This is a genomic window from Stutzerimonas sp. Brlt_14 (assembly GCF_051948915.1).
Classification (GTDB): domain Bacteria; phylum Pseudomonadota; class Gammaproteobacteria; order Pseudomonadales; family Pseudomonadaceae; genus Stutzerimonas; species Stutzerimonas stutzeri.
The window spans coordinates 265,212-280,255 of record NZ_JAYJLM010000003.1; the positions used below are offsets into that span (position 1 = coordinate 265,212).

Here is a 15,044-nt window from a genome sequence, read left to right on the forward strand (position 1 = left end):
CGCAGCAGCACCGCCGCGGTACTCGGGCGGTGGCTGACAAGAACACGATGTGTGCGCCAGAACGGCGCGAGAGGCGTGTGCGACGCACCCTGCTGGCGCGCCGCCATCACCCGCCTGACGCGGCAAACGCGTCAGGCGAGAGGAAGCAACTCAGAGATAGCGCGCGTTGATCTCGTCGATCACGCCTTCGCGGCGCATCTGGTCCAGTGCCTGCTGCAGCTTCTGCACCGTCTCGTCGGCCACCTGCTTGTTCAGCGCCAGGTAGAGTTCGGCGCTGTCGAAGCGCAGCACGCGCTTGAGCCCGGTCACGCCTTCCTGTCGGGCCAGGTAGCGGCCGGCCGGGTCGCCCGTGGCCCAGAGGTCGATCTTGCCGTCGAGCAGCTTTTTCACGTTCTCCTGATCACGCAGGGCAAGCAACGGCTGCAGACCCTGGCCCTCCAGGTGCTCGGCGATGGCGTCACCCTTGTAGGCGCCGACCGTGTACTGGCGGGCCTGGTCCAGGCTGGTCAGGTTGATCGGACTGTCGCCACGGGCCAGCAGTACCCAGTCGTCCGGGCCGATGGGGCCGACCCACTTGAACAGCTCTTCCCGCTCGGGCAGCCGCGCGGTGACGAACACCCCGTAGTTGGCCTGCTCCAGCGCCATGCCGTAGATGCGCTCCCAGGGGAAACGCAGTGTCAGCGTGTAATCGACCCCGGCGCGCTTGAACATCTCGCGCACGATGTCCACCGCGATACCGCTGATGTTTTCATCGCGGGCGAAGTTCTTGCCGTCGGCCGCCATGTTGTAGGGCGGAAAGTTCTCCGTCAGCAGGTCGATCTTCGCCGGGGCCTGGGCATGAGCCAGCGAGGCGCCGAACAGCAACGCACTGGCAATGGAAGCGATGGTCTTGAGCATGAGAATCTCCTGATTGCTCGCCCGCAACAGCAGCGGGCGTGTCCTTGTAGCGCGTCAGCCGTCTCGGCGGCGCGCCGCGATCAACGCATCACGATGCCGCGAGCGGCCAGGTAGGCCTTGGCCTCCGGCACCGTGTACTCGCCGAAGTGAAAGATGCTGGCCGCCAGTACCGCGTCGGCCTTGCCCTCGAGGATGCCATCGGCCAGGTGCTGCAGGTTGCCGACGCCCCCCGACGCGATCACCGGGATGCACAACGCTTCGCTGATGGCGCGGGTGACGCCCAGGTCGTAGCCGCTCTTCACACCGTCCTGATCCATGCTGGTGAGCAGGATCTCGCCGGCGCCGAGGGCTTCCATCTTCTTCGCCCATTCAACCGCGTCCAGCCCGGTGGGCTTGCGGCCGCCGTGGGTGAAGATTTCCCAGCGGCCCGGCTCGCCCGGCGCAGAGACCTTCTTGGCGTCGATGGCGACCACGATGCACTGTGAGCCAAAACGGTCCGCGGCCTCGCCGACGAAGTCCGGGTTGAACACCGCGGCGGTGTTGATCGAGACCTTGTCGGCTCCCGCATTGAGCAGGTTGCGGATGTCCTGCACGGTCCTCACGCCGCCACCCACGGTCAGCGGGATGAACACCTGGCTGGCCATGCGCTCGACGGTATGCAGCGTGGTATCGCGGTTGTCGACGCTGGCGGTGATGTCGAGGAAGGTGATCTCGTCGGCGCCCTGCTCGTCGTAGCGCCGGGCGATCTCCACCGGGTCACCGGCGTCGCGGATGTTCTCGAACTGGACGCCCTTGACCACGCGGCCGTTGTCCACGTCGAGGCAGGGAATGATGCGTTTGGCCAGGGCCATGGTCGATCTCTCTCGTAGGGCGGACAGGGCCGCATGGCGCTATCCGCCGGGTCACCGAATGCATGGCGGCACACGGAGCGTGGTCCGCCTTACGGCTTACTCGTCTTTCAGCTTGAGGTCGCAGAGCGCCTGCGCCTCGGCCACATCCAGCGTGCCTTCATAGATGGCGCGGCCGGTAATGGCTCCGATGATGCCCGGGGTGTTGGTGTCGAGCAGCTTCTGGATGTCGCCGATGTTGTGGATGCCACCGGACGCGATCACCGGGATACGGCTGGCGTTGGCCAGGGCCACGGTGGCCTCGACGTTGCAGCCCTGCATCATGCCGTCCTTGGCGATGTCGGTGTAGACGATCGCCGAGACGCCATCGGCCTCGAAACGGCGGGCCAGATCGACGGCCTGCACGCTGGAGACTTCCGCCCAGCCATCGGTGGCGACGAAGCCGTCCTTGGCGTCCAGACCGACGATCACCTTGCCCGGGAAGGCGCGGCAGGCCTCGGTAACGAACTCCGGCTCTTTCACCGCCTTGGTGCCGATGATCACGTAGCTGACACCGGCGCGCACGTAGTGCTCGATGGTTTCCAGGGTACGGATGCCGCCGCCGATCTGGATCGGCAGGTCCGGGTAACGCTTGGCAATGGCGGTGACCACTTCGCCGTTGACCGGCTGGCCTTCGAAGGCCCCGTTGAGGTCGACCAGATGCAGGCGGCGGCAGCCGGCCTGGACCCACTTGGCAGCCATGGCCACCGGGTCATCGGAGAACACCGTGGCGTCGTCCATCAGGCCCTGGCGCAGACGTACGCAGGCGCCGTCCTTGAGATCGATAGCGGGGATAATCAGCATGGCTTGAACCTGTTCAAATCAAGTGTCGGTTAAGGGTCAGCTCTTCTCGAGTGCCCACAAGTCGCTTTCGATGCTCTCGAACCGCTCCTTCAGGTGGCTCTGCACGTCGAAGATCGCCTTGTTGTAATACAGCGGCGCGATTTCCCGGGCGAACAGATCGAGCACTTCCTGCGCCTCGAACGAGCCCAGTTCGAGTTCGAACCGCTCTTGCAGAAAGCGCTTGATGACCTGTTGCGCCGCCTGCTCCTGAGCGGCATCCAGCGTCAGGACCGGCGGCTTGAGCTTGGCCCGGCTCATTTACCAGCGGCCATCCCAGGCGGCGAAGTTCTGCAGCAGCTGCAGGCCGTGGGTATGGCTCTTTTCCGGGTGGAACTGCACGGCAAAGCGCGAGCCTTCTGCCAGCGCGGCGGCGAAGTCCTTGCCGTAGTGGCCACGGCCGACCACCTGGCGCGGATTGCCGGCCTCGATGTAATAGCTGTGCACGAAGTAGAAGCGGCCATTGTCCGGGATCGCGTGCCAGAGCGGGTGATCCACCGCCTGCTTGACCTCGTTCCAGCCCATGTGCGGCACCTTCAGGTGCTCGCCGTCCTCAACCAGATCCTTGCCGAAGAAGCGCACCTGGCCGGGAAACAGGCCGATGCAGTCGACGCCGTCGTTCTCCTCGCTGCGCTCCATGAGGGCCTGCATACCGACGCAAATACCGAGAAACGGGCGGTCCTGGCTGACTTCGCGGACCAGTTCGTCGAAGCCCAGCCGGCGAATCTCGGCCATGCAGTCGCGAATCGCGCCGACGCCGGGAAACACCACGCGGTCGGCTTCGCGGATGACCTGCGCATCGCTGGTGATCAGCACGCGGCCAGCGCCGACATGCTCCAGCGCCTTGGCCACCGAATGCAGGTTGCCCATGCCGTAGTCGATGACGGCAACGGTCTGCATTACAGGCACCCCTTGGTCGACGGCATCTGCCCGGCCATGCGCGGATCGAGCTCGATGGCCATGCGCAGCGCGCGGCCGAAGGCCTTGAACACCGTCTCGATCTGGTGGTGGGTGTTGGTTCCGCGCAGGTTGTCGATGTGCAGGGTCACCAGGGCGTGGTTGACGAAGCCTTGGAAGAATTCCTGGAACAGGTCGACGTCGAACTTGCCGACCACCGCACGGGTGTAAGGCACGTGCATGGTCAGCCCGGGACGCCCGGAGAAGTCGATCACCACCCGCGACAGCGCCTCGTCCAGCGGCACGTAGGCGTGCCCGTAGCGGGTCATGCCTTTCTTGTCGCCGATGGCCTTGGCGAAGGCCTGGCCGAGGGTGATGCCGACGTCCTCGACGGTGTGGTGGTCGTCGATGTGCAGGTCGCCGTTGCATTCGATATCCAGGTCGATCAACCCGTGACGGGCGATCTGGTCGAGCATGTGCTCGAGGAAAGGCACACCGATGGCGAAGCGCGCCTTGCCGGTGCCATCGAGATTGATGGTGACCTTGACCTGGGTTTCCAGGGTGTTGCGCTCTACGCAAGCCGTACGTTCGGACATCAACAGCTCCGCTGATCGTGGGGCGAAAAGGGGCTCATTATAGGCGCAAACGCCCGGGCGCGGATATGCGCCGGGCGGCTGGACTGCATCTTGCAGGAAGCTGGTCGTCCAACCGCCGAGGTGCCGCCCATGCACGGACGGAAAATGCCTGCGACCCTGCGCTTCATGCTCGCCTCCCGGCGCAGCGAACTGCTCGGCCTGGAGGATCTGACCCGCACCTGCGAGCTGGTCACGCGCATCAGCCAGCTGGTTCACGCGCTGCAGAAGGAACGCGGCTATTCGAACATCTACCTCGGCGGCAATGCCGCTCACCAGCGCCAGCAGCTGGATGCGCTGAGCCTGGAGGCCGAGGCGCTGGAGCGTGCGGTGCGCCAGGATCTGGACCGCATCGACCTGGAGGCGGTCAGCGCGGCGGACAAGACCCGGCTGTTCACCCGCATCGCCTATGCCCTGCACAGCCTGGACGAGCTGCCCGCGCTGCGCCGACGCATCCGCGAGCACGCGATCAGCATGCAGGACGCCACGGCGACGCTGGTACGCCTGATCGGCGGGCTGCTGGCCGTCGTCTTCGAAGCCGCTGACACCGCTTCCGATCCGCACATCACGCGCTGCCTGGTGGCACTGTTCAACTTCATGCAGGGCAAGGAGCTGGCCGGCCAGGAGCGCGCACTGGGGGTAGTCGGCTTCGCCAGCGGCTATTTCCGCGCCGACATGCTGGAGCGCCTGGAGCACCTGCTCGAAGGGCAGGAGCGTTGCTTCGACACCTTTAGCCGCTTCGCCAGCCCGGCGGCGCAGGCGCTATGGCAAGCCCTGTGTGCCAGCGATACCAATATCAACGCCTGCCGCTTGCGCGACATCGCCCGCCGGACCAGCCCGGGCGCGGCGGTCGAGGCGCAGCTGGGCGAACTCTGGTTCGAGCTGCACACCGGCCGCATCGACGCCATGAAACATGTCGAGACGCGCCTGGAGCAGGACCTGCTGCAGCAGTGCCGGCAGAGCATCGAGCGCATCCGCAAGGACCTGCAGAGCCATCGCAAGCTGCTCGACGGCATCGCCGACATGCACGCCGCCGCCGAGCAGGCCAAGCTGTTCAGCGTGCAGGCCAGCGACCTCGACACGCCACCGCCGGATGGCATGACCGCGATGGTGGCGCGCTCGACGCTGGAGCTGCTGCTGACCCAGAGCGTGCGCCTGCAGGGCCTCAATGAGGAGTTGCGCGAGGCACGCCAGGCGCTGGACGAGCGCAAGCAGGTGGAGCGTGCCAAGCAGCAGCTGATGCGCCAGCAGGGCTGCTCGGAAGGCGAGGCCTACGGCCGGCTGCGTCAGGCAGCCATGAACCAGGGCCTGCGCCTGGAGGAAGTCGCCCAGCGCCTGCTGGCGTTGGACGGTTCGGCGAACACGGCCGCACGCGGCCAGCGTTGCCGGCACTGAAAACAGGCACGCCGTGCCGCCCAGGGGCCCGCCCTGCCCCGCGACTGTGCAGCGACCCGCAAGCCGACCGGCTCATTCAGCTCGCCGAGGGCGGCGACTCGCCTCGCCGGCGCGCCAACCTTGCGCCTCGACTGCGCGAGCCAAGTGCCTGATTTACCTGCCCACCAGCCTGTCGCTCGAGCATTCCGGCGGCGCCGACGGGCGCCTCCAGTGCGCCCTGGCACAGCTTTCGCAATGGCCTGTTCAAGGCCGGATCGCTCGGCTTCCACAACTGACTTTTCAGGACAACGGTGTCCACGCTCTCCGGCTCCAGCCGGGCGGTGTGGCGCCGTTTTTTTTCGCCCAAAGGAAATTCGACCATGACCGACAAGCCGAACAACGACCAGCCCAGCGACCTGACCCTGGCCTCGCGCCGCAGCTTCCTCAAGCATTCGATCATCGCCGCCAGCGGGGTCGCCCTGTTCGGCGGCATGTCCCTGGGCATGCGTTCGGCCGCCTGGGCTGCGGGCGGCGACGTGGAAACCAGCAAGGCCAAGCTCGGCTTCATCGCCCTGACCGACGCCGCACCGCTGTTCGTCGCCGCGGAGAAAGGTTTCTTCGCCAAGTACGGGATGACCGAGGTCGACGTGCTCAAGCAGTCTTCCTGGGGCACCACCCGCGACAACCTGGTGCTCGGCTCGGCGAAGAATGGCATCGATGGCGCGCACATCCTCACGCCCATGCCCTACCTGATCAGTGCCGGCATCGTCACGCCGAACAACCAGCCGGTGCCCATGTCGATCCTCGCGCGGCTCAACCTGGCCGGGCAGTGCATCTCGGTGGGCGAGGAGTATCGCGATCTGAAGATCGGCCTCGACAGCACGCCGTTCAAGGCGGCGTTGGAGGCGAAGAAGGCCGGCGGCAAGAAGGTCAGCGCCGCGGTGACCTTTCCCGGCGGCACCCACGACCTGTGGATGCGCTACTGGCTGGCCGCCGGCGGCATCGACCCGAACGCCGACATCAACACCATCGTCGTGCCGCCAGCGCAGATGGTCGCCAACATGAAGGTCGGCAGCATGGACACCTTCTGCGTCTGCGAACCGTGGAACGCCCAGCTGATCAACCAGAAGATCGGCTACACCGCCAACACCACCGGCGAGCTGTGGCACAACCACCCGGAAAAGGCCTTCGCCCTGCGCAGCGACTACGTGGCGGCCAACCCCAACGCGGCCAAGGCGCTGACCATGGCGATCATGGAAGCCCAACAGTTCTGCGAGAAGGCCGAGAACAAGGAAGAAGTGGCGAAGATCTGCTCGCAACGCAAGTGGATCGGCGCGCCCTACAAGGACATCGTCGACCGCATGAAGGGCAACTTCGCCTACGGCACCGGCAAGGTCATCGAGAACCATCCCGAGCAGATGCGCTACTGGGACGACCACGCCTCCTATCCGTTCCAGAGCCACGACCTCTGGTTCCTCACCGAGAACAAGCGCTGGGGCTACCTGCCGGCCGACTTCGACAGCCAGGCGCTGATCGCCAAGGTCAACCGCGAAGACATCTGGCGCGCCGCGGCCGGCGAGCTGAACCTGCCCGCCGAGCTGATCCCGACCTCCACCTCCCGCGGCGTGGAGAAGTTCTTCGACGGCAAGCTGTTCGACCCCGAGAACCCGCAAGCCTACCTGGACAGCCTGACCATCAAGGCCATGGCCTGATAGCCGCAACCCGCGAGGAAAAGCCCATGAATGCCAACGTCAAACTGCAGCCCGCCAGCACCGAGCCGGTGTCCATTGTCCGCCCATCCAGAGCCGCTGCCCTGATGCAGCGTAGCGGCCGCTACGCGGTGCAGCAGCTGTTGCCACCCCTGGTCATCCTGCTGGTGCTCGGGGTGATCTGGGAGATGCTCTGCTCCGGTGCCGATGCCGCGCTGCCACCGCCTTCGCAGGTGATCGCGGAAACCTGGGAGCTGATCGTCGATCCGTTCTACGACAACGGCGGCAATGACGTGGGCCTGGCCTGGCAACTGCTGGCCAGCCTCGAACGGGTAGCGGTCGGCTATCTGCTGGCGGTAGTCGCCGGGGTCGGCCTCGGCGTGCTGATCGGCCAGTCGGACTGGGCCATGCGCGGCCTCGATCCGATCTTCCAGGTGCTGCGCACCGTGCCGCCACTGGCCTGGCTGCCGCTGTCGCTGGCAGGCTTTCAGGACAGCCATCCCTCGGCGCTGTTCGTCATCTTCATCACCGCGATCTGGCCGATCATCATCAATACCGCGGTGGGCATCCGCAACATCCCGCAGGACTACCGCAACGTCGCCCAGGTGCTGCAGCTCAATGGCTTCGAATACTTCAAGACCATCATGCTGCCGGCCGCCGCGCCCTACATCTTCACCGGCCTGCGCATCGGCGTCGGCCTGTCGTGGCTGGCGATCATTGCCGCGGAGATGCTCATCGGCGGCGTCGGCATCGGCTTCTTCATCTGGGATGCGTGGAACGCCTCGCGCATCAGCGACATCATCCTCGCGCTCGTCTACATCGGCGTGGTCGGCTTCGTGCTCGATCGCCTGGTGGCCTTCGTCGGCCAGCGCATCACTCGCGGCATTCCGGCCAACTGAGGAGCAACGCCATGAGCTATCTCTCCATCGAACACCTGGACAAGAGTTTCGTGCGCGGCAACCTCGCCTCGCAAGTGCTCAAGGACATCAACCTGAACATCGCGAAGGGCGAGTTCATATCCATCATCGGCCACTCCGGCTGTGGCAAGTCGACGGTGCTGAACATCGTCGCCGGGCTTCTGGAGCCCAGCCTCGGCGGGGTGATTCTCGACGGCAAGGAAGTGCGCGGGCCGGGCCCGGACCGCAGCATGGTGTTCCAGAACCATTCGCTGCTGCCCTGGCTGACCGTCTACGAGAACGTCGAGGTGGCAGTGAACAAGCTGTTCAAGCGCAGCATGGGCAAGCGCGAACGGCGCGAATGGATCGAGCACAACCTGGCGCTGGTGAACATGGGCCATGCGCTGAACAAATACCCGCAGGAAATCTCCGGCGGCATGAAGCAGCGCGTCGGCATCGCCCGCGCGCTGGCGATGAAGCCCAAGGTGCTGCTGCTCGACGAGCCGTTCGGCGCGCTGGATGCGCTGACCCGCGCGCACCTGCAGGACGAGGTGATGAAGATCCAGAAGGAGCTGGGCAACACCATGATGATGATCACTCACGATGTCGACGAGGCCGTGCTGCTCTCCGATCGCATCGTGATGATGACCAATGGCCCCTCGGCGACCATCGGCGAGATTCTCGACGTGAAACTGCCGCGCCCGCGCGACCGCATCGCCCTGGCCGATGACCCCGAGTACAACCACTACCGTCGTGCGGTGCTGAGTTTCCTCCACGAGCGCCATCGCCTGCACTGATCGGGCGCGCCCACCGCCGGCGTCTCGTGCGCTGGCGGCGGTTCGGCGTATGCTTGCCGGCATTCCGCCCAGCCGTCGCAAGGTCGCCATGCCCGTCTACGTCGAATCCGTCACCCAGCCCAGCCCGCAGGACCTTACCGACCTGGCGAAAATCTACGCCGATGCACCCGACTGGCTGCTGGCGCCCTATTCCAGCGCCGACACGCTGATCGCCGCGGCGCTGGCCGATGGCAGCCTGATCGCCGGGCGCTTCAATGACCGCCTGCTCGGCGCCGCCCTGCTGCAGCGCGGCGACGACGCCTGGCGCCTGTCGCACCTGTGCGTACGCAAGCTCACCCGCAAGCGCGGCGTCGGCCGCCGGCTGCTGGAGGAAACCCAGCGCCAGGCCAGTGAAGCCGGCAAACCGTTGCGCCTGGCCGCTCCCGCCGGCCATCTGGAAGCCAGCGCCTTGGCCGCGCGCACCCATCTGCCGCTGGACCCGCTCTGAGCCACTCCTTGGCTACCCGGCGCTCGCGGCGTCAGGCCTGATCACTGCCACAGGGCGCACCTGCCCTGTACGGCGGCCAGCTGCGGAACCCGCACCCGCAACGGTACTCCAACGCCGACCGCGTTCCCGACAAGTGCAGGCACGGGGCTATACTCGGCACCTTTCAGATCGCTCATCTACAAGGACTCGTCCATGAAATCGCTCGGCAAAATCCTGGGTCTGGTCTTTCTCGGGCTGTTGCTGATCCTGGTGGCGGCAGGCTTCGCCCTGACCCACCTGTTCGATCCCAACGACTACAAGGACGAGATCCGCGACCTGGCACGCAGCAAGGCCGGCGTCGAACTGGACATCAAGGGCGACATCGGCTGGAGCCTGTTCCCCTGGCTCGGCCTGGAACTGCACGAGACCACCCTGGCCAGTGCGCAGACACCCGCGCAACCGTTCGCCGATCTACGCATGCTCGGTCTCTCCGTGCGGGTGATGCCGCTGCTCAGCCGCGAAGTGCAGATGAGCGATATCAAGGTGAACGGCCTGAACCTGACGCTCAGCCGTGATGAACAGGGTCGCGGCAACTGGGAAGGCGTCGGCCAGCCGACCGGTCGCAGCGAACAGGCTGGCGAAACCCCGAAAGCTGCCGAGCCGCAAACCGAACAGCGCGAAGAGGCATCGCCTGCACGCAAGCCGCTCACGCTGGATATCGACAGTCTTACCGTCAGCGATGCACGGGTCACCTACCACGACGCCAAGACCGGCCAGCAATACAGCGCCGAAAGCATCGAGCTCACGACCGGCGCGATCCGCGAGGGCAGCTCGATCCCGGTGAAGCTCAACGCGTTCTTCGGCAGCAACCAGCCGGTGATGCGCGCGCGTACCGAGCTGCAAGGTGCACTGCGCTTCGACAACCAGCTCAAGCGTTACCAGTTCGAAGACATGCGCCTGTCCGGCGAGGCTTCCGGCGAACCGCTGCAAGGGCAGACGCTGACCTTCAGCGCCCAGGGCCAGCTGCTGGTCGATCTCGCCGCGCAGATCGCCGAATGGAACAGCCTCAAGTTCACCGCCAACCAGCTGCGCGGGCTGGGCGAGCTGAAGGCGCGCGACCTGGACAAGGAACCGAAGATCAGCGGCGCGATGACCGTGGCGCAGTTCAACCTGCGCGAATTCCTCCAGGGCACAGGGCAGCAACTGCCGGCCATGGCCGATGGCAATGCGCTGAACAGGGCCGAGCTGGTCAGCCGGCTGAGCGGTACGGCCAACAGCCTGGCGCTGGAAGAACTGACCCTCAAGCTCGATGACAGCACCTTCACCGGCCGCATCGCCATCAGCGACTTCGCCCGCCAGGCGCTGCGCGTCGACCTCAAGGGTGATCGGCTGAATCTCGACCGCTACCTGCCGCCGCCAAGCAAGGACGAGCCGGCCGGCGCCGCGCGCAAGAGCGAAGTGAAGAACACCCAGGCCGCCGCGGTCGGCAGCGGCAGCACCCCGCTGCCCAACGCACCGACCCAGCAGGCCTGGAGCGAGGCCTCGGTGCTGCCGCTGGATCAGCTGCGCAAGCTCGACAGCGAGGTCAGCCTGGCCATCGGCAGCCTGACCGCCATGCAACTGCCACTGGAGGGCTTCAACCTCAAGGCCCGAGCCCGCAACGGCCAGCTGAACCTGCAGGAACTGCGCGGCGGCCTCTACGGCGGACGCCTGGACAGCAGCGCCAGCCTCGACGTGCGCCAGGCCCAGCCGCTGCTGACGCTGCAGAACCGCTTCAACGGCGTGCCAATCGAGCGCCTGCTGGAAAGCCAGGGCGAAGAGGTAGTGGTCAAGGGCCTGCTGAACCTGGATGCCGACCTGCGCACCCAGGGCAACAGCCAGAAGGCCTGGGTCGACAACCTCAACGGCAAGGTCGGCTTCATCATCGACAACGGCGTGCTGGTCGATGCCAACCTCGAGCAGCAGCTCTGCCGCGCCATCGCCACGCTCAACCGCAAGCCGCTGTCCAGCGAGCCACGCAGCAAGGACACCCCCTTCCGCGAACTCAAGGGCAACCTGACCCTGCGCAACGGCGTGGCCAGCAACCCCGACCTCAAGGCCAGCATCCCCGGCCTGACGGTCAATGGCAACGGCGATGTCGACCTGCGCGTGCTGGGCATGGACTATCGCGTCGGCATCGTCATCGAAGGCGACAAGGGCGCCATGCCGGACCCTGCCTGTCAGGTCAACGAGCGCTACGTCGGCATCGAGTGGCCCCTGCGCTGCCGCGGGCCGCTGGAGCTGGGCGCCAAGGCCTGCCGTTTCGACAATGACGCCCTCGGCAAGATCGCCGCCAGGCTGGCCGGCGAAAGGCTCAACGAGAAGATCGAGGAGAAGCTCGGCGACAAGGTCAGCCCGGAACTCAAGGACGCCCTCAAGGGCCTGTTCAAGCGATGAGCCCGGAGCAGTTCGGCGCGGCGGTCCTCGACTGGTTCGACCGCCACGGCCGTAAGGACCTGCCCTGGCAGCAGAACATCACGCCGTACCGGGTCTGGGTGTCGGAGATCATGCTGCAGCAGACCCAGGTCAGCACCGTGCTCGGCTACTTCGACCGCTTCATGGATGCGCTGCCTACCGTCGACGCGCTCGCCGCGGCCGAGGAAGATGAAGTGCTGCATCTTTGGACGGGCCTCGGCTACTACAGCCGCGCACGCAACCTGCACAAGACCGCCAAGCGCGTGGTTACCGAATACGGTGGCATATTTCCCGCGGATGTCGACAAGCTCGCCGAGCTTCCCGGGATAGGCCGATCGACCGCCGGCGCCATCGCCAGCATCAGCATGGGTCTGCGCGCGCCGATTCTCGACGGCAACGTCAAACGCGTGCTGGCCCGCTACGTTGCCCAGGACGGTTATCCCGGCGAGCCGAAGGTGGCCCGCCAGCTGTGGGAGGTGGCCGAGCGCCTCACCCCCCGGCAGCGGGTCAACCATTACACCCAGGCGATGATGGACCTTGGCGCCACGCTGTGCACGCGCAGCCGCCCGAGCTGCCTGCTCTGCCCGCTCAGGGACGGCTGCCGCGCCCACCTGCTCGGGCGCGAAACCGACTTCCCGGTACCCAAGCCGCGCAAGGCGCTGCCGCAAAAGCGCACGCTGATGCCGCTGCTGGCCAATCGCGACGGCGCCATCCTGCTCTACCGTCGCCCGTCGAGCGGGCTCTGGGGCGGGCTCTGGAGCCTGCCGGAACTGGATGACCTCGCTGCCCTCGATCCTCTGGCCGAACGGCATGCGCTGCAGCTGGAAGACCGTCGCGAACTGCCAGGGTTGACCCACACCTTCAGCCATTTCCAGCTGGCCATCGAACCCTGGCTGATCAGGGTCAAGACCGCGCCCGACGCCGTGGCCGAGGCGGACTGGCTCTGGTATAACCTCGCCACCCCGCCGCGCCTCGGCCTTGCCGCGCCGGTAAAGACACTGCTCAAGCGCGCCGCCGCTGAATTGAATGCAGGAGAGACCTCATGACCCGCACCGTGAACTGCCGCAAGTACAACCAGGAACTCCCCGGCCTCGAGCGCCCGCCGTTCCCGGGCCAGAAAGGCGAGGACATCTACAACAACATCTCCAGGCAGGCCTGGGACGACTGGCAGAAACACCAGACCATGCTGATCAACGAGCGCCGCCTGAACATGATGAACGCCGAGGACCGCAAGTTTCTCCAGGGCGAGATGGACAAGTTCTTCTCCGGCGAGGACTACGCCAAGGCCGAAGGCTACGTGCCGCCCAGCGAATAACCGCCCGGCTGCGCTAAGCGCCCGTCCGGATTAAATATTTTCCGGGCCGCGCTTGACAGGCAAAAGGCAAATCCGTCTAATAGCGCCCCGTTGCCCAGGTAGCTCAGTCGGTAGAGCAGGGGATTGAAAATCCCCGTGTCGGCGGTTCGATTCCGTCCCTGGGCACCACCTTTCGTTTTCAGGTGGTGTCAGCATCATCCGAAAGCCCACAAGAAGCCCGCCCCGTGCGGGTTTTTTGTTGCCTGCAATTCAGCCGAATCGGCTGCATAGCCAATGGGATTCTTCCCCGCAGCTGCCGCCGGGGCCCAACGTGACCATCTGAGACCTGGCTCCGGTTCGGCCGGTGATCGGCCTGTTACCCTCGCCGGCCCCAACCGAAGCGATCGCTCCCATGCTGCGCTGTGTACTCGCCGCCCTGCTGCTCACCGCCCTTCCCGCGTCCGCGCAAACAACCGACTGCCGGGTGATCGGCATTGCCGATGGCAACGTCTTCAGTTGCCGTACCGCCGAGGGCGATCGGCTCAGGGTACGGATGGCCGAGATCGATGCACCGGAGCTCAAGCAGCCGTATGGCGCCCAGGCCCGTCAGGCACTTTCCGGCTATGTGTTCGGCAAGAACGTCCAGCTCGCGGTCCAGGGTCGCGACGACCAGGGGCGAACCCTGGCTCGCGTCAGGGCCGGGGACACCGACGTCAACGCCGAGATGGTCCGCACCGGCACTGCCTGGGCATATCGTGCTCAACTGAAGGACCGCACCCTGCTCGATCTCGAGGCGGTCGCCCGGGAGTTCAAGCGGGGCCTCTGGGCGTTGCACAAGACCGAACAGCAACCGCCATGGGAATGGCGCAAGGAAATGCGCAGCGCCAGGCGCTAGATAACCCGCACCTCGCAAACCGGCGTAACCCGCAGACTCGCCCCGGCCGCTCGATCCGCGACACCGTCACCGGGGGTCGCGCTGTGGCGCCCGACGCGCTAGCCTGACGCTCACGGACGGAGCGCACCTGCTGCTGTCGCCGCGCCGGGAACCTCGACCATGGCCATACGCCGAATTGCACTCTGGATGGCGCTAGCCCTGGCAGTCGGCGACAGCCATGCCGAACAGCTGCGCTTCGTCACCGAAGACTTCCCGCCATTCACCTACGCAGCCACGCATAAGACTGACGACGACAGGGCCGCCGGGCCCTTCGTCGAGATCGTCGAAGCCGTCTGCGCGCGGATGGGTATCGACTGCCCGATCCAGCTGCTGCCCTGGCGCCGCGCGCTGGCCCTGGCCGAGGCGGGTGAGGTGGACGGCATTTTCACCGTGATCCGCTCGCCGGAACGCGAACGCGCCTTCCACCTCACCCGCATGTTGGCGACCTCGCGCTACGGCGTGTATGCACGCGGCGCCAGCGGCTTCGTGTTCCATCGCGCACAAGACCTGGCCGGCCGCACCGTTGCGGTGTACGGCCCATCCGGTACCTCGTTCGTATTGAGCGAACATCTGGCCCAGGTGGACGACGTGCAGATGATTCTGGAGTCGGACAACCGCCGCCTGATGCGCATGCTGCAGGCCGGACGCTTTGGCGGACAGGGCGTGGCGGTGGTCAACCAGGATGTGGCCTGGCACCTGATCGAGCAGGAGCGGCTGGTGGATATCCACGAAGCGGGTGAGCTGCAAAGCGTTTCCTACGCCATCGGGCTTTCCCGCGTGGCGGTGAGCGAGACACGCTTCCAGCGTTTCGACGATGCCCTGGAGGCACTGATCGCCGATGGCAGCATCGCGCGCATCCTGCGCCGACACGGGCTGCAGCCTGCCTTCTAGCGGCCACGGCCGCCCCGATCGACCTTCCATCGCATCTTTTCGCTGAATCATTCGGCGCTTCGGGCCGTCTACCCAG

Annotated in this window: 16 protein-coding genes and 1 tRNA gene; 11 read left to right on the plus strand and 6 right to left on the minus strand. The window is 66.0% G+C overall.

The window, feature by feature from the left end; all coding sequences use genetic code 11:
* Positions 1-150: 150 nt before the first annotated feature.
* The 6 genes from VF716_RS08345 to hisB all read right to left on the minus strand — a co-directional run bounded on the left by VF716_RS08345 (position 151) and on the right by hisB (position 4,117).
* The gene (locus VF716_RS08345) at positions 151-897 is read right to left on the minus strand and encodes a substrate-binding periplasmic protein (protein WP_440552481.1); all 747 of its coding nucleotides are present in this window, start codon (positions 895-897) and stop codon (positions 151-153) included.
* Positions 898-977: 80 nt separating this feature from the next.
* On the minus strand, positions 978-1,748 hold the full coding sequence (hisF, locus tag VF716_RS08350; protein WP_011915090.1) for an imidazole glycerol phosphate synthase subunit HisF: 771 nt from the start codon (positions 1,746-1,748) through the stop codon (positions 978-980).
* A 96-nt stretch (positions 1,749-1,844) separates the two neighbouring features.
* The gene (gene hisA / locus VF716_RS08355) at positions 1,845-2,588 is read right to left on the minus strand and encodes a 1-(5-phosphoribosyl)-5-[(5-phosphoribosylamino)methylideneamino]imidazole-4-carboxamide isomerase (RefSeq protein ID WP_011915091.1); all 744 of its coding nucleotides are present in this window, start codon (positions 2,586-2,588) and stop codon (positions 1,845-1,847) included.
* Positions 2,589-2,624: 36 nt separating this feature from the next.
* Positions 2,625-2,885 carry a DUF2164 domain-containing protein gene (locus VF716_RS08360; RefSeq protein ID WP_003303327.1) on the minus strand — a complete coding sequence of 87 codons (261 nt, stop codon included), beginning with the start codon at positions 2,883-2,885 and terminating at the stop codon, positions 2,625-2,627.
* The gene (hisH, locus tag VF716_RS08365; protein WP_013984427.1) at positions 2,886-3,524 is read right to left on the minus strand and encodes an imidazole glycerol phosphate synthase subunit HisH; all 639 of its coding nucleotides are present in this window, start codon (positions 3,522-3,524) and stop codon (positions 2,886-2,888) included.
* The gene (hisB, locus tag VF716_RS08370) at positions 3,524-4,117 is read right to left on the minus strand and encodes an imidazoleglycerol-phosphate dehydratase HisB (RefSeq protein ID WP_013984428.1); all 594 of its coding nucleotides are present in this window, start codon (positions 4,115-4,117) and stop codon (positions 3,524-3,526) included. Before hisB ends, hisH begins: the two co-directional genes overlap by 1 nt.
* A gap of 129 nt (positions 4,118-4,246) precedes the next feature.
* On the opposite strand from hisB, the gene VF716_RS08375 reads away from it, so the two are divergent.
* The 11 genes from VF716_RS08375 to VF716_RS08425 all read left to right on the plus strand — a co-directional run bounded on the left by VF716_RS08375 (position 4,247) and on the right by VF716_RS08425 (position 14,968).
* Complete coding sequence (locus VF716_RS08375; protein WP_026006472.1) at positions 4,247-5,548, plus strand: nitrate regulatory protein; 1,302 nt, start codon at positions 4,247-4,249, stop codon at positions 5,546-5,548.
* A 359-nt stretch (positions 5,549-5,907) separates the two neighbouring features.
* Positions 5,908-7,239, plus strand: coding sequence for a CmpA/NrtA family ABC transporter substrate-binding protein (locus tag VF716_RS08380; RefSeq protein WP_019406013.1), 1,332 nt, complete (start codon positions 5,908-5,910; stop codon positions 7,237-7,239).
* A gap of 26 nt (positions 7,240-7,265) precedes the next feature.
* Positions 7,266-8,135 carry a nitrate ABC transporter permease gene (gene ntrB, locus VF716_RS08385; protein WP_013984430.1) on the plus strand — a complete coding sequence of 290 codons (870 nt, stop codon included), beginning with the start codon at positions 7,266-7,268 and terminating at the stop codon, positions 8,133-8,135.
* 11 nt (positions 8,136-8,146) lie between these two features.
* Positions 8,147-8,929, plus strand: a complete 783-nt coding sequence (locus VF716_RS08390; RefSeq protein WP_011915097.1) for an ABC transporter ATP-binding protein — start codon at positions 8,147-8,149, stop codon at positions 8,927-8,929.
* Between the two features lie 88 nt (positions 8,930-9,017).
* On the plus strand, positions 9,018-9,416 hold the full coding sequence (panM, locus tag VF716_RS08395) for an aspartate 1-decarboxylase autocleavage activator PanM (protein WP_026012467.1): 399 nt from the start codon (positions 9,018-9,020) through the stop codon (positions 9,414-9,416).
* 192 nt (positions 9,417-9,608) lie between these two features.
* A complete protein-coding gene (locus VF716_RS08400) occupies positions 9,609-11,831 on the plus strand; it encodes an AsmA family protein (protein ID WP_125883052.1) in 2,223 nt (740 codons plus the stop codon).
* Positions 11,828-12,895, plus strand: coding sequence for an A/G-specific adenine glycosylase (mutY, locus tag VF716_RS08405; protein WP_048330234.1), 1,068 nt, complete (start codon positions 11,828-11,830; stop codon positions 12,893-12,895). Before VF716_RS08400 ends, mutY begins: the two co-directional genes overlap by 4 nt.
* Positions 12,892-13,164, plus strand: a complete 273-nt coding sequence (locus VF716_RS08410; protein WP_011915101.1) for an oxidative damage protection protein — start codon at positions 12,892-12,894, stop codon at positions 13,162-13,164. Before mutY ends, VF716_RS08410 begins: the two co-directional genes overlap by 4 nt.
* Before the next feature lie 92 nt (positions 13,165-13,256).
* Positions 13,257-13,332 (plus strand) — tRNA-Phe (locus tag VF716_RS08415).
* 223 nt (positions 13,333-13,555) lie between these two features.
* Positions 13,556-14,038 carry a thermonuclease family protein gene (locus VF716_RS08420; RefSeq protein WP_013984433.1) on the plus strand — a complete coding sequence of 161 codons (483 nt, stop codon included), beginning with the start codon at positions 13,556-13,558 and terminating at the stop codon, positions 14,036-14,038.
* A 186-nt stretch (positions 14,039-14,224) separates the two neighbouring features.
* Entirely contained in the window at positions 14,225-14,968 is a 744-nt protein-coding gene (locus VF716_RS08425; protein ID WP_045157913.1) for a substrate-binding periplasmic protein, read from the plus strand.
* Positions 14,969-15,044 lie beyond the last annotated feature (76 nt).